Raw genomic sequence first — 21,246 nt, forward strand, 5'->3', positions numbered from 1 at the left:
AGTTGAATATTTCTTCACAATTGTGTATAATTATTAATGCTTTTTATCTTACTTTCTCATGGCTCTTTCTAAGTTTCTCGATCCAAAGCTGGACCTGACCTTTAAGAAAATTTTTGGTACTGAAAAAAATAAGAATATCCTTATCCATTTTTTGAATGATATTTTGGGATTTACTGAAATAAATACTATACAAGATGTCGAATTCCTTAGCACCATTATGGATCCTGAAATTGCCTCTGATAAGCAGAGTATTGTTGATGTCCTGTGCAGAGATTCCACTGGGGCCAGATACGTGATTGAGATGCAACTCGCTCGTGATAAAGGCTTTGAAAAACGCGCTCAACTTTATGCTGCTAAGGCTTACTCGAGGCAAGCTGATAAAGGTGGTAAGTATATTGATTTAAAGAAGGTTTTCTTTATTGCTATTTCTAATTGTAATTTATTTCCTGATAAGCTTGATTATATATCTAGCCATACCATAAGAGATGAAAAAACTAACGAGCATGACTTAAAAGATTTTCAATTTATCTTCATTGAGCTGCCAAAGTTTCCTAAAAGCAGGGAAGAGCAGCTAGAAAATGTAATAGACCGTTGGCTATTTTTCTTTAAATATGCAGAAGAAACAACTGATGAAGATTTGAGAAGAATAGCAGAAAAATCACCAATAATAAAATTAGCATATGATGAGTTAGATAAGTTTCATTGGAATGAGAAGGATCTCCTAGCTTATGAAGAAAGGGTAATGGATTTACAGAAAGAAGCTGCTATCTTGGAACAAAAACTCGATGATGCTACTCACAAAGGTAGACAAGAAAGCATCCAAATCGGCCATGAAAAAGGCAGAGTGGAAGGTCGCAAAGAAAGGGATATTGAAGTAGCCAAAAACTCACTCAAGGCCAGTGTCCCTATAGATGTTATAGCTCAAATTACCGGTCTCTCTCATTCTGAAATTTTACAACTCAGGGAAAAAACATAAATACTACAACTTATTCACTTCAACATTTATGAAAATCTTTCCTCAGTTAAACATATCCTATAATTAAGAGTCTAATGAACTGTCTAAAACAGCTATAAAGATTGCACATAGAATTATATAAATTACTATCATAACGTTACCCAAACTTCTATATCAAAGCTATGTGCTATAAGTTCAATATGGAAAACACATTAACCACTTAGCATTTAATGTCTACTTCATCCATTTTAGTATTAGGACCATCAAACTTGGTCTGGTATCCCTAATTATTTTGGCTACCTTCACTTTAAATTTTCCACTACTTGGCATTTTATAGCTGCACCTCTTATATTATAACCTACCTATTGATATTACCTCCAAGCTTGGTTACTCCTATCTCAGAAAGACAAGTTGATACTTCTGAATGGCTGTGAACTGAAGCATTACTTAAATAACTTTGAGGCTCTAAACTTATCTGCTGTTTTTTTGTACCATCAACTTCTAATCTACCACCTCTGTTGTGTAATATCTGCTCTATTGATTGATTTAGCAGCCCCTTATTAAATTGAGCTATAAACTTTTCAAATTTCTTCGGACTTAATTTACCAGATTCTTCACCAGGACATGCTTTCTCTATATACGATTTTGAAATCCCTGAAATTTCATTAAATTTACCACTCATGACTTTTTTAGTAATCTCTTTCTGCATTCCCATATAATCAATATTTAACCGATGCATTGATATGCCACTTTTTAATGCAGCTTGCTCTACTACTTTCTCAAATTTCTCTGTAATATTCAATGCATAGCCCTGCGCTTCCAGTAATGATACGTTCTGATCTGATGTAAAAATGTATTTTTGACCCGTAACCTTTCTAACAAGCACATCAAGTAACATTATCGTACCATTTACATCTATTGGCGCATCAACTTGTAAAATTGAACTTGTAGTACTTGATGTTTCCTCAGGTAAAACAGCTCTAAACCCACCTACAGAACTTTTCACCCAACTAAACAAATCATTTATCCATGAAGATGGTCTTGTACTACCACTTGCTGCTATCTCAGGTTGATTACTTGAACCTAGCAACTCATTCAGTAAATGACGGCGTTTACGTTGTACAGCTTCTCCTCTTTTCTGATTGAGTTTTTCTAAGCACTGCACAACATCACTACATTCTTCATTTTTACTATGTTCTCTAAGTTTTTCTTTAGCAACATCTAGTGGTGTTTTACCATCCCTTTCAGTATCGATATTAGCCCCTCGACTGATAAGCTCTCTAACTTTAGGGAGATTTTCTTCTCTTACAGCAGTAAATAACTTCCTGTTTAATTGTTCATGTTCTAAAATTCTCACTATACGACCTTGTTGGCCAAGCGATAATGCATTATTGAGAGATCCTTGATTCTCTTCAAGAGCGTTCTTTGTATTAATAGCAATATCTAGCGGCGTCTTACCATTCTTGTTTTTAGTATCAATATTAGCTCCTCGACTGATAAGCTTTTCAACTCTAGAAAAATCATATTCTCTTACAGCAGTAAACAACTCTTTGCCTAATTGTTCTTGTTCTAAAATCTTGACTATATCTGTATAACCTGCTCGAGTAGCTATGACCAAAGGTGTTTCACCGAAAATATCCTGAACTTCAATGTCAGCACCTACACCAAGAAGAAGTTTAACTGTACTTGGCTTATTTCCTTGTAAAGCTACATGTAAAGGTGTCCAACCATTATTAGTTCTATCGTTAATGTTATTAGCATCACTATCTAAAAAAGACTCAACTATTTCAGATTTATCATTATTTTGGGCAGCCAAATGTAAAGGTGTATCACCATATCTATCTTTAGCTCTAATGTTAATATTGCTATCAAGAAAAAATTTAACTACATCAAACTTACCGTAAGCAGAAGCAAAGTGTAAAGGGGTCCAACCATACATGTCTTCAGCCTTAGTGTTAGCACCTCTATTAAGAAAAAACTGGACCATGTCCAGATTACCTTCTTGAGCAGCAAAATGCAAAGGTATTTTACCTTCCTTATCTTTAGCATCTAAGCTAGCACCTCGGCTTACAAGGTCTTTAACTTTCTTAAAATCTCCACCTTGTACTGCAGCTAATAATTGTTCATTTAGGTCTAATTGTGTTCGCTGTAAATACTCTACAACATTATTATATTTCAGATCAATAGCAACATCTAGCGGTGTTTTACTATCATTGCATTCAGCATTAATGTTGGCCCCTTTATCTATAAAATACTTTACCAAATCTAAATGGCCGCTCCAAGAAGCCCAGTGTAGTGGTGTCCTGCTATCTTTGTCAGTATCATTAACACTCACTCCCTTGCTCAGAAAAAACTCTATAATATCCTTATTATTCTCCTCAGTGGCAACATGTATGGGTCTTTTACCAGCAATAGAAGCATCTGCAACATTGATATCAGCTCCTTTTTCTATCAGAAATTTTGCAACCTCTGGTTGGCCGAACCTAGCAGCATAGTGTAGTGGTGTCCAACCATTTTTATCAGCCTCATCAACGCTCACTCCCTTTTCAAGAAGAAACTCTATAACACTTTCACTATTATTTTCAGCAGCAACATGTATAGGTTTTTTACCAGCAGTAGAAGTGTCTGCAGCATTGATATCAGCTCCTTTTTCTATCAAGAACCTTGCAACCTCTAAACGGCCTCTCCATGCTGCATAGTGCAGTGGCGTATAACCTTGCTTGTCAGTATCATTAACACCTACTTCTTTGCTGAGAAGAAACTCTATAATATTTTTATTATTGTTCTCAATAGCAATATGTATAGGTCTGCTGCCATAAAGATTTTCACTTGCAGCATTAACATCAGCACCTTTCTTTACTAAAAACTCTGCAACTTCTAAATGACCTTTATACGCAGCCCAATGTAGTGGTGTCCAACTGTACTTATCTCTAGTATTAACATTAGCATTCCGACTAACAAGACCTTCAGCTTCATTGAGATTACCATCTTGTACTGCGGTCAACAATCCTTCATCTAAATCTGATTGTACTTCTTCTATCATTTCTACTATATTTGTGTAATCTTCTTGTTTGGCCAGATCTAGAGATGTTTTACCATTTTTATCTTTAACTGCAATATTTGCACCTTTTCTGAGAAGGAGTTGAACCGTATTTGGCTTATCTTCTCGTATAGCTAAATGTAAAGGCGTTTTACCGTTATTAGTTATATCATTAATACCACTAAGATCTCTGCTCAAAATAAACTCAATTACTTCAAGTGTGCCATCATGTTGGACAGCTACGTGTAAAGGTGCTTCACCATCTTTGTTTTTAGCCTTTAATCTATCTCCCTCTTGGATAAGATATTCTACTACTTTTACATGACCATTATTACAAGCATTATGTAAAGGAGTATTATTACTGTTATCTTTCGCCTCTAAACTAGCACCTTGGCTAACAAGAGCTTTGACTCTATTAAGATCGTCACCTTTTACTGTAGCTAACAATTCTTCATCTAAATCTAATTGTGTTTTTTTCAAAAATTCTATTATACTTATATAATTCTTTTGAAGAGCCAAATCTAAAGGTGTTTTACCATCTTTATTTTTAGCTTTTAAGCTAGCTCCCTTTTTGATAAGATATTCTACTACTTCCAAATGATCATTCTGAGAAGCATAATGTAAAAGAGTGTTACCATTGCTATCTTTCACCTCTAAGCTAGTACCTTGGCTAATAAAATCCTCAACTTTATTAAGATCACCATTTTTTACTGCAGATAACAGTTTTTTATCCAACTCTAACTGCATCTGCTTTATCACTTTTGCTATATCTGTGTGACCCTTCTGCTCAGCTAAATCTAAAGGTGTTTTACCATCTCTGTCTTTAACCTTTAAGCTGACTCTCTTCCCGATAAAATATTCTACTACTTTATCAAGATTACCATCTTGTGCACTAATTAACAATCCTTGATCCAATTGTGCTCTCTTCAAAAGCTCTTTCACATCTTCTTTAGTGGCTAAGTCTAAAGGTGTTTTATTATTCTCATCTTTAGCATTGACACTAGCACCTCTATCAAGAAGAAGTTCTACTATGTTCAACCTGTCTGCTTCAACAGCAAGATGTAAAGGCTTTTTATTATCTTTGTCTTGAGATTCAGTGTCAGCACCTTCATCAAGAAGAAATCTAATTATATCCAAGTTACCCTCTTGCACAGCAAAATGTAAAGGCGTTCCTTGAATCGTTATTTCATTATTAAATTTAGCACCGTTACTAATAAGAAGTTTTACCACATTCCATTTACCTGACTGAGCAGCATAAAGTATTGGTGTCCAAGCAAGCTTGTCTTGAATTTCAATATTAGCGCCTCTGTCAAGAAGGAATTGAACCATATCTAAATTATTCCCTGACGCAGCAAAGTGTAAAAGTGTTTGACCTTTCTCATCTTGAGCATCAATATTAGCTCCTCTATCAAGGAGTAGTTTTACTATACTCCATTTACCTGACTGAGTAGCAAGAAATATTGGTGTGTACCCAAATTTATCTTGAACTTCAATATTAGCACCTCTATCAAGAAGAAGTTTCACCTTATCAAATTCACCAGCCTCGGAAGCAAGATGCAACAGTGTTCTGTCAAGTTTACCTTGAGCATTTATGTCTCCACTGTTTGAAACCTCTGAATGTATAAAACTCTCTTGTGAATTAACAATAGAACTCACATTATTTAATTTATCAATACTATCTGAATTATGTATTTTATCTATTTCATTACTTAATAATATTTCTTTGTCAATAAACCTTATAGATAATGTTTCCATTTTAGGTTCTTTATAGAAATCTCTAAAATATATAATACACAACTCGCTTGCTTCTATATTAGCATTAAAAGCATTGGTAACTATCAAGTCGTATTTATCATGAAGATAGGTATACTGTCCTGCTTTTTTAGATATTACTAATTTATTCTTTTCTTCTATGTCTTGAGGTGTTACTACAATAATTTTTTCATCAGAAATAAAGAACGAAGACTTTAAACCTAAACTATCATCGATTTCCATCGGTGCATTATCAAAAATAATTTGTAATTTTTTATACCACTTATTTACAAGTGCATCTTTCAGCCTGACTGTTATTACATCTTGCTGTAAGCCAGTAGCTGATATAGATAACTTAATTAATAAATCACTTTTGCCTTTAATAACTGTTGGTATCGGTTTTATACTCAAATCCCTATTTATCTGCTGCACCAAATGATGTAGGTCTAATGTACTTCTTAAACTTTTCTTCCCATCAGCATCATCATTAATCACTACTTCTTGAATATGGAAGTTTTCAACATCAAGTGTTTCATAACCTGAGGTAATTGAGCATACATCGTTTCCGCTTAGAACAATATTTCTTTTCCTACTTGCATTGAGTTCACTACATACATCTCTCTTCATAGAATCCGCAGCATTGCTTCTCCCTCTATTATTTAAATAACTATCTAAATCTAACTTATTTTTTGACTGATTTACAAAGGTGTGCCTTTCAATATCTTCAACTATAGCAGATATTCTACTTGCTATTTGCTGACTATTTTCTTCAGTCAATATTGACTGATAGTCTACTACAGTTTGATTATAACCATTTAATTCTTGTATGCTACGTCTCTTGCGAGTAGATCCACAATTTTCAATTTTCCACTTAAATTGACCACCCTCTTCATTTGAAGGCCAGGTAAACACATACCGCCTGTTATTGTCAACTTGGAAAGTAGAAGCACTATTAGGTGAATATAAGTACCTTCCATACTCAACATTCTTGAGATACACATTATCACCATTAGGCTCAACCTTCCACTTAAATTGATCACTATTGCTATTTGAAGGCCAGGTAAACGCATACCGCCTACCCCTGTCACAATCGTTTAAGTGGTATGTACAATCATCATTAGGCGAATACAAATACCTTCCATACTCAACATTCTTTAAATACACATTATCGCCATTGAGCTCAACCTTCCACTTAAATTGATCACTATTTCCATTTGAAGGCCAAGTGAACACATACCGCCTATCCCTGTCACAATTGTTTAAGTGGTACATGCAATCATTATTAGGTGAGTACAAGTACCTTCCATACTCAACATTTTTAATACATACCTCTGAAGAAAATACTGCATTGCTCACTGATTCTGGTAATTTGTTTTTTAGCTTTTCAAGATCAGATTTCTCTTCTGAATTGACCCTAGGCATTTTCATGGTCTCTCTAATAGAGTAAGCTAATTTAAACATTGCACCATCATCCTCTGGTATTTTGTCAAACACAGCTATGTAACCTGAAATAAACTGACCAATATAATTGTGACTGGCTATAAACTTTAATATTCCTTCTATACCTACACTTGAATATGTGTCATTTACAGCTTCCTTAATTGCTCTATCAAACAACTTTTCATCAAAATTATAAACCTCATCCAAAAGTTCAATAGTTGAAGCACTACGACCATTCAGCATACCGTCCTTTAGCACCCTTTTTGCTTCACTTTTTATCGAACCTCTTAAACTGCTTATACAAGACTCTACCAATCTTTTTGTATCGGATGGAATATTCGCTTGGTTAACAACTTCCTCCTTTAAAAATTTAATCTGCTCTATTTTAAATAAGTTGTTACTTTCAGCTTTAATCCTATCACAAAAAAATGTGATTATATCTAAATTACCATTGTAAGCAGCTAAGTACAGAGGTGTTCTACCATTGTACTTAATCTTGATATCCGCACCTCTATCAAGGAGAAGCTTAACTATATCCAACTGCTTGGCTTCCTCAATAGCCAAATATAGAGGCGTCTTACCCTTTTTACTTTGAATGTCAACCTTAGCACCTTTATCTATAAGAAAGCTAACCATATCAAGATTATCGTAGTGAACAGCATAATGTAAAAGCGCCCAATTATCATCGTTGCAACTAGTTAAGGCATTAATGTCACCTTTCTTTTTTAAAAATGGTTTAAGTATACTTTGGCTTAATTCCACATTACCGTTATAAACAGCATAATTCAAAGCCGTCCAGTTTTGTGAACACTGATTCTTATGTTCAACATTGACATTACTTCTGTTAGCAGTTCTATCAAGAAGAGTTTTAACTTCATCACTTTTACCTTCACCATCTGCTCTGCTTACCAATGGTTTTAATACTCCCAATCCAGAAGTTGTCATCCACTTATTACACCGATCTATTATGTTCCTATCATAACCATTCAGCAAAAGGTTGTTTTCTAACTTTTCAAGCAATGATAAAATCTGACTGCTACTTGGTATTTTACTTTTAAGTTCCTTAATTTGCTCTAAACTACAGGAATTTTCTGTAAACCCGACCCGTTCCTGGAGTGAAGAAAAACCAAGACATTGATGTGTTGGCTCTTTGTTTTCTCTTTCAAAATCATCAACTGACATCAAACATTTAAAGTCATTTTCTACTTTAGGAGTATATTTACTTCTATTTTGGTAATTTTCTGAAGCTTTATCAATTAAAGCTTGTATTTTTCTTACCTCAGATAAACTAAACCTATCTAATCTACGGAGCGTTATTGGTTCTAAACCTAGATCAAACTCCAACGTAGAAATTCTATGAAATTCATTATTATCCCAATCTTTTATATTGATCGTATGATTAGACATCTTATCGCGAAATATCAGATCTGCACCATTGCTGAAAATTTCAACTTGACCAGGAGTAATATTCTTTAATATCATTACTCCTATGCGTTCCTCATCTTGTCCTACAGAAGTAGAAATATTTTTTTCTAATTTTTGATTGTGTTGAGTGATACTAGTAGAGTTACTAAAGTCTTCAATATATTCTTTTACAACTCTTTCATAGTCACTTCTAAGTTTATCCTTATGCTCCATTACATTATCAACGTTCTCTAATAACTCAGGAGATGGAGAAAAATGATCATTATTCCATAGAGAATAAGAAATATTTTCCCATTTGCTTTGTTCAGTATAAAAACCTTCTATTCTAATCATAAAAGGAATTTCACTTTCTCTTATTAATAAGAGATCATCTTTATCTTTATACTTTTTAATATCTTTAAGACGAGAATCTATCACTACATGATCACCTTGAAAATCCTTAGATAACAAAAACATATTCTGAGTTTGTGTAGCCTGTAAAAAAGGAACTAATTTACCCTTTCCCGAAGAAGAGGGAGAACAGGACATTGATTGTATATTGGGGATAAAAGTTTCTCCTTTTTTGTTCATAATTATAAGATGCCTATAATTAGGATCTTGAAAGTAGTTTTTCACTCGAATGTTACTATTATTGTATTTTAAATACAGATCACATTGCTGGATTGAAAAATCTTTCTCAACTGCCGACATAAATAGTGTATCTAGTTTTTTATCACTTGAGTTATTATCAATTTTAACTTCTCCACTATTTATATCATTGCTAATAAAATACACATCACTTCCTCCTCCTCCCCTAGCAAAAATAGTTCCTTGATCGAAGTTTATTACATCATCTTCCAGAGAACCAAAAACCATATGTGGAACTGCACTATTACCCTGATTCTGTACTCTATCTCTGATAACACTAAAGACTTTGTAATCCTTGTTATTGTTTGGAATTTTCTTATAATGACTTGCAACATCGTCAAAATTATCTAAGGAATGTTCTGAATGTAATTCAAATGAAGTAATTTTTATAGTTGATAAGTCTGATCTTTCAATCTTAGGAACAATATTACTACCATTTTTGTCTATTAGTGCAAAGTGAGGTTTATTACTGCTTTGCTCGACATAATTTTTTACATCAAGAGTAAATTGATTGTTTTGACCAAAATTTATTTTTAAAGATAAAGTATTACTATTTGTAGAGTAAGTTATTTGATCACAATCACCTAATAAATCAATTTCCGGAAAAATTACAGTTCCTGTTCCATCTACATCAATTTCTGAATATAAACCATTACCTTTGTAGTCTGCAGCTTTTACGTAAAAAGTATAATTGCTCTTTCCACCCTTAACTGTAGTATACGGCGAAATAATTACTTTTTTACAATTTTCAACTACATCTTTCTCATTTTTATTAGAACCACCACTACTATCTATGATAACGTCACGATCATCGATTCCTGTAAAGTGTTCAGAGTAACCCATGCACGAAATCTCATCCACCTTGTTCTTTCTTCCAACATAGTAGTAACTAAAGATGCCATTATTATCAATTTGATCATTGATTAGCCAACGACCATTTACTCTTGCCTTTAATGATCCAGAGGCACTAGGCTTAAAACGATAATTAACATTCACTCCTATAACTTTATCTTTCAATTGGCTTAAATCAAGTATATTAACAGAATTACCTCCACCAATAATTTTACCTGAGAAGTCAATGCTGTTTACAATAAACCTATTTACTACCTTATTGCCACCAGTTATTTCTGCTGTACCTGAGTCAATTAAAAAATTATTGCTCCATTCGTTATTTCCAACGATGGCACCTTTGTTTACATTGCTTAAATCATAAACAATTGTTTTATCCTTTTGTTTCCCCTTTACCCTATTATCATGACTAATAACCATTGAATTTTCACAATAATACGAAGCAAAGTCGAGTGAATTTGTTGTACCTTCTTTTTCATAATCTTGATCAGTAACCTGTGGTAAACAAATCCTGCTAGCATCTTCAATACGATGAGGTATAACACGTGAAAGACTTCTTGTATTAGCCCTTTCTTCTTTATTCATAAGAATCTTTGCATAATCTGGACGAAGCGTATTACCACTTACTTTTCCAAAACCAATACCATAAGCAACAGTACTATTAAGGCTATTATTTAAAGTTTGCCACGCTCCTTTAGTGAGACTATTAACCATTTCCTTTCTTGCTGCAAGATGTTGTACATCTTGTGGTATAGGTTGAAAAGCAAATGTATGCCAAAAAATACGCCAATTTTCATCATGGGTTGTATCATACTTTTTCTCGTATTCCACGATATTGCTAACACCGCTATAAACCCCAGAAGCTACCATCAATGCAACTCCAGCTGCAATACCAATTCCAGGCATACTAAGTGCTGTAAGCGCAACACCAGATACAAACGATATAGTGGAAAAAGATATAGTTGCTATATTATCTCTTATTTCTTTCTCTCCACATGGATTATCACTATTCTCCCTTTTTTTACAATCCACAAGATTACTTGCTGACATGCCTATATCAACAATATCAAAGACACCGGTTATAGCTCCTGCTGTACCTCTTGCTATCGTGCTTCCAAATTTTACTCCCATAACTCGAACAGCAAATTTTGTCTGTTTACCTAAAGTACTTGGTATAATTTTTCCCACAACCTTTTCAGCTGATGCTACAATTTTTGGAGTAATTTGAACCATTACATTCTCAATTGGTTGAGATGCAAAAGACCATGCTATCCCACCTAAATTTAATCCACAATCTATTGCTGTTCCATCTTTACAAGATACGATAGCTCCATGAATTCCTCTTATTAATTGTATTCCACCTGCAGCGTTCATTAACCTGCTTTTCAACTTTGAGCTTTTTGTTGTACTACCAGTTTGCTGTGAAATGTCACCGTGCAAATTCTTAATACGTTCATTTTCAATATAACGTCCGTACCCTTTATCTTCAACTACCTTATCAAATAAGTACTTATGATTACCTTCGATATTTTTATCTCCAACGAACTCTATTAGCTGAGCATTTTTCCCTTTATTTTGACTACTTTTAACATAAGTTAGGAACTTTTCACTATCAACTATAACCTTATCTATATTATTTTCATCTATCCTTCCCTTAATAAACTTTTTTACATCATCCAATGAAAATAAACAAGGATTAATACTTCTTCTTTTTCTACTACCTTGTTTTACACAATTATTTAGGTCAAATTTCTTTCTAGGTGCTTGTGTTTCAGCAAGTACAGCCTCTAAGTTAGCTATGCGTTGTGGATCTATACTTAACTCGTTTGAAATGCCTTCTCTCATGTGTATAAAATGATCTTCATTTCTTCCTTGAATCTGCAACCGGTTACGTATTTCATCAGGAATATTACGTAATCTATCTTCTTGCAACACAGTATTAATATCTTTAGCATTCTCCAACGCCCATAAGCCGCAATTATAACCATCTCTTTGTTGAGCAATAGAAACATCATTAACGGTAATTCGAGCCTGTTGTAAAACTTGACGAATGTTATCTGGAACATTATTACCCAACGAGTCTACATAGTATCCATTATACTGCCCATTTTGATGGGAAATGACTAACGTAACCCAGTGATTATTATCTAAATTAACAATCAAAGTTAATGGTCTTTTTTCACCTCTTGTTGCTACGCTATTCTGAAACTGTTGTAATTGATTAGCTATATGCTTCGGTGATCCCACTACTTCAAATAATGTGTCAGCTCCATCAATTCCATAACCATATTTTATTCTTGCAATATCAGCTATATCATGTTGCTGCAGCCAATAATGATAATCTTGTTCTGCTGCTGCAGATTCTAATGTACGTAGATTCTCCTCTTGTATACCAAGATTTTTCAACTTCTGGATTACTTCTTGTCCTCCTCTTAAATGTTCTCCCTTAGATATATCAATAGATTGTGCTACTTGATCAGTAGGAATCACATGTACAGAACTGTGCACTACTATAACAGGAGTGAACTCATCTTTGCTTCCCAGAATAAGAGAATTTGCACTATTTGCTCCTTTATCGAATACAACACCCATAAAATCCACTTCATTCCCATCTGTAAGCGTTTTATAAGTAACACCCTTCGTATACTCATCAGCGATTTGTCTATTTGCCTCATCTTTTAACGCATCAGCTGTCTTGCCTTCCCTTGGTCCTTTAAGCTCTAACCCTACAGGAGTATATTCCTTAGCATTGCTATCATCACCTGCGAACTTAATACCATGAACTAGCATATCAATACGTTTTCCCCTTCCAGTTTGAAACTCTGTTAATACTAACGCCCTGTTTTCTTGTGATCCTCCTAGATTTATATCACTATAGTGGCTAAATGCTCCATGAAACACAGCTTGAGTATGTGCTTCTTTTTTTATTAAATCTTTAAAAGGTAATATTGCCTCGCCTACTTTGCCAAATAACTTCTTGTACTTACCTATTGATGAAGATTGATCTTGTAAAGAAGCAAGCTGAGATACTAGTACTTCATCAAATGTTTTCTTAAAATCCTTAGGGTAAGGAACATTCTTAAAATCACCTTTAAACTTATCAGATTTTTTACCATTATACTCTCCTAGAGAAATAGGCTCATTAACTTCAACACTAAAATATTTTTTAAAATCTGATTTTTGTTCTTTTATATTAAAATTAAGATTTAATTCTACTACCTTTCTATTTCCTATCTTTTGTTCAAGTTTATTAAGAGGAATGCCTTTTTTTAATATTTCAGCTCTTCCATCTGATTCAACAATATTCATTACATAAACTAATCTCTCATCATTTTCCGGAACAAATACCATTGTTACAACTGCATGGCTTTCATCAAGCTTGTTCGACTCAGCTAATTTTTTACCGGCTTCCTTAGCTGCTTGACGTTGAGGAACACCCCTTCCACTACCTTCAGAACGAGTTTCGGTAGGTATATTTTCACCATAAATAAAAACATGCTTTTCGAAATCGCTTTCCAAAGCTTTAACTTCGTTTAACAGTAATGATTGGCCTAATAAAAACCTACTGAAATAATGATTATCTCCCTTCTCTCCCGTACCAGGAAATGTATGATAGATACGCTCTATATTTTCTTGAATTCGTGTTTCTAATTGTTCTTGTGTAATCTCACCATTATTTCGTCCATCAATAGATATCAATATTTGGTTAAAAAGAGGAATTATTTTTTGATTGCGTGACTTATCCAAAATATCTGAAATAGGAGATGGATGGTCAAGATTTACACCAACACACAGAATATCATTTGCAGTAGTTAAAACTCTCATTACATTCGGTTGAAAACCTTTTGTATAATCCTCAGCTTGCTTTAAAGCAGCAGTTGGTGTAGTTCTACTCTTTTCTCCTATTTTACCTTCTTTTAACTCTGCTTTAGTAGCAGCCTTCATCTCTATAATAATAGGAACGGCATTCAATGACCTATCCTTACCACGAGGCACTAGAACAATATCAGCGTAACCTCTTCCTGCAAATTGCTCTAAGTAAACCCTAAGATTGTGTCTATAGCGGAAATTCACAAGAGCTCCTGCTATAAACCCATGATGTGCTGCTTCTCTTGTTTCTTGAGCACAGGTAAGTGAATTCTTATATTCAGAGTGAATTTTACTAACTTTTTTTAGAATATTTTCAACAGGCTTTTTCACTTTTTCCACATCAGGATTAGTCAGCTTAGCTATATCACTTTCTGGATTATTCCATAACCCCTTTTTTATTTCCTTAAACTCATGTGTTGCAGAAGTATTCTTATCCAACTTGTCATCTTTTACTTCAACAGATATTTCCCCTGTGGCTTTAACAATTTTTACTAATTTAACTTTAAGATCATCTTTAGCACTTCTCACATGTTCATTCTGTGCAGGTAAATTTGATTGACCCAGTATCTCTTCTAGCTCACCATAGGTAAATTTTTTACTCTTACTATCATTCTTACCAAACTCTGAAATCACAAAAAGATTTACCTTCTCAATCGCGCTTTTCTGATTTGTAATACCACCTTTTCTTATAACAGCCACTTTCAGAGTTTTCGAACCATCAAAACTAAAATATATTTTTTCAATATCTAGCTTTTTCGCAATCTCTGTATCTATCAAAGTAGAAAAGCTTCCTAAAAAGAAATGCGGAAAAAACCCTGCTTTACCTACTGAATGTAAATATGATGGAATTTGATCGATATATGACTGAAACCTTGCTTTGAAAGATTCAAAATCACTTCCTTGTTGAGTTGAAGTACTTGGGCTAGCTCCTGCATTTGAACCTGCTTCTCGAATCAACAACTCTATTAATTCAAAACCTTGTGGTTTCTCTTGATTTGGCACAAAATCCTCCAACAATATATAATGTTTTTTACTTGCCTAGTCTTACATTGGACTTACCATACGTTTTTCTAACTTCTACTTCAACTAAATCACCACTTGGACCAGGTTTGTTCTTTTTATCAAGCCCTTTATCAGCAGACTTACCATAGGCTAAAAACTTACTTAATGATTCATTATCTCCTTGCTCTAATATAGAACGTATATCATTTGCTTTTTCGGAAGACATGAACTCCTTGATTTGTCTAGAACTAGCCTTATCTAACATTGCCCATACTGGCTCCATAAAACCTTTTTCAACCAAATGCACTGAAAATTTTCCTTGAAAAGAAGAATCTTCCATCATTTCCTCGTCCAATGTGAAAGTACGATGATTATCAAATCCTTCTTTTTTCCACATATGCATAAAAACTTCCACACCAGCACCTAAATAATGCTCTGGACAGTCCTTTATCATGAATTTCAACCAAAGAGAGTAATCATCTTCTGAAATTTCACTTGATTTTAAACAATCAAACAATTCCTGAAATTTACCAAAATTGTGCATGTCTTTCATTTTATTCAAAGATCCATAATGATCATTTTTCTCTAAATCTCTTCTTAAAAGTTCTGGATATCTATTAGGACTTACCTGACTCAGGAAAAACTCAAATATATCAGGATAAATGCGAAAACTAGGTCTTGCCGTATAAGCTGCATTTTTCATCAAGATCTCATCCTTCTTTTGTGCACTTATTTCATCTTCAGGCAAAGATTTTATCTTATTCCAAAAGAATTCCACTGCTTCTACTCTTTGCCAATCTACTGCACAATCAAGCCCATACTCATATGGATGACGGTCCCTCAAATCCAGTTTATCAAGATACCCACTAATGAAATGTGACCAAAATTGAGCTAAAGGACCTTCTCCATAGCACTTAACTAAGCGGCGATACTCAAGCAAACTGCCACCACCTTTAGCAGACAATTTCTCTTTTCTTTCCTCAAATATAGCTCGTATTTCATCTTCCAAACAACACTCACATGCAATTTGGTATCTAACAGTACCAAAAGGATTTGGATTACTATCTGAACTGGGTGCAATTAATTTTCTGCCTACCACTTGTCTATTAAGCTTCACTCCATGCAAATTATTGACTTCTTCCCAGCAATCTTTACTAGATAACACTCGTGCAAGAAAATTATTTCTTATTTCACCATACCCCTCATGTATCATCCAATGTGCATAGCACCAACGCTCAATCTGAAGGAGCTTAGATGCCCTATAAGGATCATCTTCCTTAATAGATGAAAACAAAACTTCTGAAATATCCCGACGGTCCATAATTACCTCCTTTTGAACAATGAAAGAATGTTGTACTCTTCACGTACCATAATGAATAAGTCCAATATATTTTAGGTATATTATCCCACCTTTAAAACTTGTCAATTACTATTTTAGAAAAATTTTCTAACCTAAAGTGGTTTTTAGTAAAAGGCTCTTAATAGGCTTATATAAGGTCTTTTGTTCACTTTTAAATTCTGTTTTTTATAAGTCTACCTTAATTATTATTCTAAAATAAACTGGTATTAATTTAACAATATATGTCATTAATAACTTAAATAATATAACCATTTCCAGCACTCAAAACCAGCTAGTGAGAGAAGAGTTCGTTTTGGAATGGATTGGTCTACCAAATGACACGTGTGAACTTTTCTATATAATAATTCTACTATACCATAAAAGCAGCTATATTAGCCTACTTTTACTACATTTACATACGAACTAACTTACCTAACTTTGTTGCAAAGATTGCAAGTTCCTATTTTCATAACCCTACTTTTACGTAGCTTGTTCTCACAAAGATACGATCTTTTTGGGATCTTTGAAGAAGTAAATAATTGAAATCTTTGTAATACTTGGTTGCAATGTTTTTTAGAGACAAAAGGTATTTTCCTATATCTGAATACAATAAATTTGTAATTCTGAAAAAAATATAAAACTATTGCTAATTATAATAATTGTGTAATAATTAAAACATAAGTTTTTAAGTTAAGGTAGTGTCGTGGTTAATCAATTGGAAGAAGTATCTAGTCCAATAAATATTCAAGCAGATTTAGAAGAGAACAGTATGGTTGATGGAATAGAAAAGCGGTCAAAAGAACAAGGTTTTTATGCAACACAGACCATACCAATTTATCAAGTTAATCAAAATATTACGTATTCATATTTAGCTACGCTCGATAGTCACTTAAAAACAGATGAGCATTGTGTACACGAAAGTAATATACATACTGACTTACTTAATTTTGCTTTTCATGGTTCCTTAGAGAAAGTTCAAGATCTATTAAACAAAGGAGCTAGTGTTGAGATAAAAGACAACAATGGTAGCACGCCTTTGCATCTTGCTGCTGGCAGGGGCCACTTCGTAATCGTTGGAACCCTGTTAAAAAAAGGAGCTACTGTTGAGGTAATAAACAATGAAGAAGCTACTCCGCTGCATATCGCTGTTCAGATGGGTCACTTAAACGTAATTCAAGTTCTACTAGATAATGGTGCTGATGTTGATGCGCAAAAAGATAATGGTGACACTGCCTTACATATTGCTGCTAAAGCAGGCCACTTAGAAGTAGTTCAAGTTCTATTAGGAAAAGGGGCTAGTGTTGAGGCACGAAACAAAGAAGGATGCACTGCTCTTCATTCTGCTACTGAAATGGGTAAATTAAAAGTGGTTGAGTACTTTATAAGTGAAGAAAAAATCAATATTAACCAAGCAACCGATGATAATGACACTCCTTTGCATATTGCCGCTGAAATGTGTCACTTAGATGTAGTTCAATTTCTGTTAGAAAAAGGAGCCAGTGTTGAGGCACGAAACAACGAAGACTGTACTGCTTTGCATATTGCTGCTAGCGAGGACCACTTAGAAATAGTTAAAGCTCTATTGGGCCAAATGAATAATGCTGACATACGAAAGAATAGTTTCAAATGTGTATTGCATATTGCTGCTCGAGAGGGTTACTTAAAAATCGTTAAAGCTCTATTAGACAAAGGTACTGATATTAATGCAACAAACTATGAAGGCGATACTGCTTTAAATGAAGCTGCTGGATGTAGTCATTTGGAAGTAGTTCAATTTCTGTTAGAAAAAGGAGCTAGTTTTGAAGCACGAAACGAAGAAGGATGCACTGCTTTGCATATTGCTTGTGAGGTGGGCTGTTTAGGCATAGTTAAAGCTCTGTTAGAAAAGGGATCTGATGTTAATGTAGTAAGCGAAAAAAATGGCGATACTCCATTACATGAATCTGCTAGAATGAATTGCTACGATATAGTTGAATATCTTTTAGAGGAAGAAAAGGCTACTATTGATGTAAAAAACTTGAGAGGTGAGACTCCTTCCGATTTGGCAGATTCTAATGGTTACAAAGATATAGTTAAGTATCTTAGTCTTCGAGTAAGGGAGTGTCCCAAAACCTCGGGAAGTCTGGCTGATGATAAAAATGTGATACAGTATCAAAAAGTGACAGAAAATAAACACCTAACTATAACTAATAGAGCAATAAAGACCAGTTTCTGTGTAGGGATAATGACCATGTTGACAAGTGTGGCTATTGGATGTACTGCTATTCATCTTAGTTTATCAATATCAGCTACTGCTGCATTGATTGTTGGGGCCATTGCTGGTGGCATTACATATGCAGTATTAAAGCCTAATAGTAGGCTAAATGAATGTGAAGTGAATAGGCAAAGCTTACCTCAAATGCCTAAGGACGAATGTTGCATGTCATATTAGTTCTTGCATTTTATGTCATGCGTGTGAAAATGGTGTGTAGTATTTTTAACCGAGGTGGAGTTATGGAATTGAATAAATTGCAGGAAGTATTAAATTCTGCTAACGCTGATGTTGGTTTCAGTAAGAGTAATGTAGTTAGTAAAATAGAAGAGAGATTAAAGCAAGTAGATCCAGGTACATTGTGCCAATTAAGTTTTGCTGTTTTAAAAAACAACAAACAAATGGTAGAAACCCTTATAAAAGGAGGAGCTGATGTTAACACAATTGATGCGTACAATCGTGATCCATTATATTATGCTATCTCACAAGGGAACACAAGAATGGTAGAGATCCTAATAAAAAATGGAGCAAGTGTTAATAAGAAGTATAATGACGGAAGCACTCCTCTACATCATGCTGTCTTGAGCCAAAAAATAAAAATAGTAGAGTATCTTATAAACAATGGAGCTGATGTTAATGCGTTAGATGAAAAACGGCGCACTCCATTATACTTAGCTGGACGAAGTACAAAAATGGTCTCGATTCTCATGAAGAAGGGGGCATTACCTTTACTGGAAAACAGAGATATTGAATTTTTAAAGGATCTAGCTAAACGCATTAAAGATGATGATACAGAGTATTTAAAGGAGGTAAAGGTAGAACAGAAGGAGGGGCGGGTAGATGATAAGTATGAGTCAATTAAATACTCGTTGCTGCTTAGTGATAACAGCTCTTTGACCTCTATTATTAAAAGGGGAAAATTCAAAAATTTAATATCTGATTGGTCTTTCAACGTACCTGATTTAAAAGATAACCAAAAAAATTTGAATAAGGCACTGTTAAATCTTCTTACAGACTTTCCATTTTGTGACATTACAAGGTTTAAGGACTTTTTACACGATAACAAAGGTGATGATCTAAAAGCTGTTCTCAATCTTCAAAGGGGAGAATCCAAATTGACAATACTACATGTAATACAAGGTATGGAGTATTTAGCAGTGGAAAAAGACATAGGTTGTGCAGTTAGTGCATTTATGACTTTACTTTTAAAATCTGGTGCTGATCCTAACATAGTTAACAGTGAAGGGCAAACACCTTTGCACTATGCTGCTTATTATAATACTTTAAATATACCTTTGCTTCTGAAAAAAGGAGCACGTGGTCAAACTGACAGACAAGGAAAAACTCCTCTAGACATTGTAATTATTAACAAAAAACCTTTTGAAGTGAATCTTTTAGAACAGATCTTTTTAACTCAGGAGCAATTGGAAGCAAAAAATGATTTAGAAGGTATTTGCGGTCATAGCTTTAACACTAATCGACTAAGAAAGTTTTTCAATCAGCACAAAGGAAATGAAGGTCTTAAAGAGATTCTCAATCTTCGTGATTGCGAAGGAAAGTCTCGAGTTTTTCAAAAGATTAGGGAGGCTTGTTATGGTAATGAAACTCATTTCAAAGAAGCAAAAAAGTTGCTGCTAGAAGCAGGAGCGATTGATTACGAAGAGTGGAAGGACAAAAAACGTTTGCCTAAGCTTAGAACTCTATGGGATGATTTAATATTAGATCAGTCGGAAAAGTTGAAAATATTTTTGGGTAGGGTAAATAAATCCAAAGATATAGATGAGTTAAAACGCGTTGTAAACGAAGCTATAGAACTTGGGGTAAGGCTGAACTTTCCTAACCAGGGTAGTATATACGGAAAGGTATATGAAAAGGAATATAGTTTTACAGATTTTGTGATAAGAAAGATTAGTGAATTAAGAAAGAGTTCCGAAGGTTCAAGGAATATAGAGGTTGCTAGTGGTATAGTATGTCAATTGATATCAAAAGGGGCAATTTTGTACAACATAAGCAGTATATATGTAATTGACGAACTGGAAGAGTTTGAAAGCCACAAAGCTAATATGAAAAACGCTTATGCAGATTATGAGAATCGTGCTTTAGATTTCATAACAATCGTTCAAAGCGCAACAAGTGGTAAGGTAAGAGACGTAAAAATCGACAACTCTACTCTCTGTCTTGAATATTCACAGGATAGTAAAGTAGATGTTGCAAAGATTACAAATGGAGCAAGGGGTTTAGGTATCACTCAGGAAGGTGTACAATACGGAAGAAATATAATAAAGATAGGTAAGAGTGAGGTAGAAATTATAACGGAAAACGCTATAAGGAATTATGTAGGCCTAGCAGATGGTAGTAATATAGTATTGACTTTCGATACTGGCTTGGGAGAGTTGGAAGTGAGATTATACCCTGATAAGCAAAATCTAATAAAGGTAGAAGTAGAAGATCAAGAAAAGTGGAAAAAATTACAGAATTGTGAGGAACGAATAGGGGAAAAATGTTTGCTTGGTGGGTGTTCAGTACGTGATGCTATTGAACGAGGTTTTTTTACTAGATCTGGAGAGTTGATTCGTTCTGAAACAATTAATCAATCTGATGCAACAAAAGTGGACTCTTGGACAAAGCGCGAAAAAATGAGAAAAGCTTCAAGTCTTGAAGAAACAGTAGGCCATTTTCTATAATGAAGTGAGGAA

Annotated in this window: 5 protein-coding genes; 3 read left to right on the forward strand and 2 right to left on the reverse strand. The window is 34.2% G+C overall.

What is annotated here, in order from left to right; all coding sequences use genetic code 11:
* Window positions 1-58: 58 nt before the first annotated feature.
* Window positions 59-976 carry an Rpn family recombination-promoting nuclease/putative transposase gene (locus AAGD79_RS04220; protein ID WP_341811168.1) on the forward strand — a complete coding sequence of 306 codons (918 nt, stop codon included), beginning with the start codon at window positions 59-61 and terminating at the stop codon, window positions 974-976.
* A gap of 337 nt (window positions 977-1,313) precedes the next feature.
* Here AAGD79_RS04220 and AAGD79_RS04225 read toward each other — a convergent pair whose 3' ends face one another.
* Window positions 1,314-14,960 (reverse strand): ankyrin repeat domain-containing protein, encoded by a 13,647-nt coding sequence (locus AAGD79_RS04225; RefSeq protein WP_341811169.1) that lies wholly within the window; start codon window positions 14,958-14,960, stop codon window positions 1,314-1,316.
* A gap of 28 nt (window positions 14,961-14,988) precedes the next feature.
* Entirely contained in the window at window positions 14,989-16,281 is a 1,293-nt protein-coding gene (locus tag AAGD79_RS04230) for a hypothetical protein (RefSeq protein ID WP_265023377.1), read from the reverse strand.
* Window positions 16,282-17,002: 721 nt separating this feature from the next.
* Here AAGD79_RS04230 and AAGD79_RS04235 point away from each other — a divergent pair.
* Together AAGD79_RS04235 and AAGD79_RS04240 are read left to right on the forward strand one after the other, a co-directional pair.
* Window positions 17,003-18,730, forward strand: coding sequence for an ankyrin repeat domain-containing protein (locus tag AAGD79_RS04235; RefSeq protein WP_341811170.1), 1,728 nt, complete (start codon window positions 17,003-17,005; stop codon window positions 18,728-18,730).
* A gap of 62 nt (window positions 18,731-18,792) precedes the next feature.
* On the forward strand, window positions 18,793-21,234 hold the full coding sequence (locus AAGD79_RS04240) for an ankyrin repeat domain-containing protein (protein WP_341811171.1): 2,442 nt from the start codon (window positions 18,793-18,795) through the stop codon (window positions 21,232-21,234).
* Window positions 21,235-21,246 lie beyond the last annotated feature (12 nt).

The sequence above is a fragment of the Wolbachia endosymbiont (group A) of Oxytorus armatus genome (assembly GCF_964027005.1).
Classification (GTDB): Bacteria; Pseudomonadota; Alphaproteobacteria; order Rickettsiales; family Anaplasmataceae; genus Wolbachia; species Wolbachia pipientis.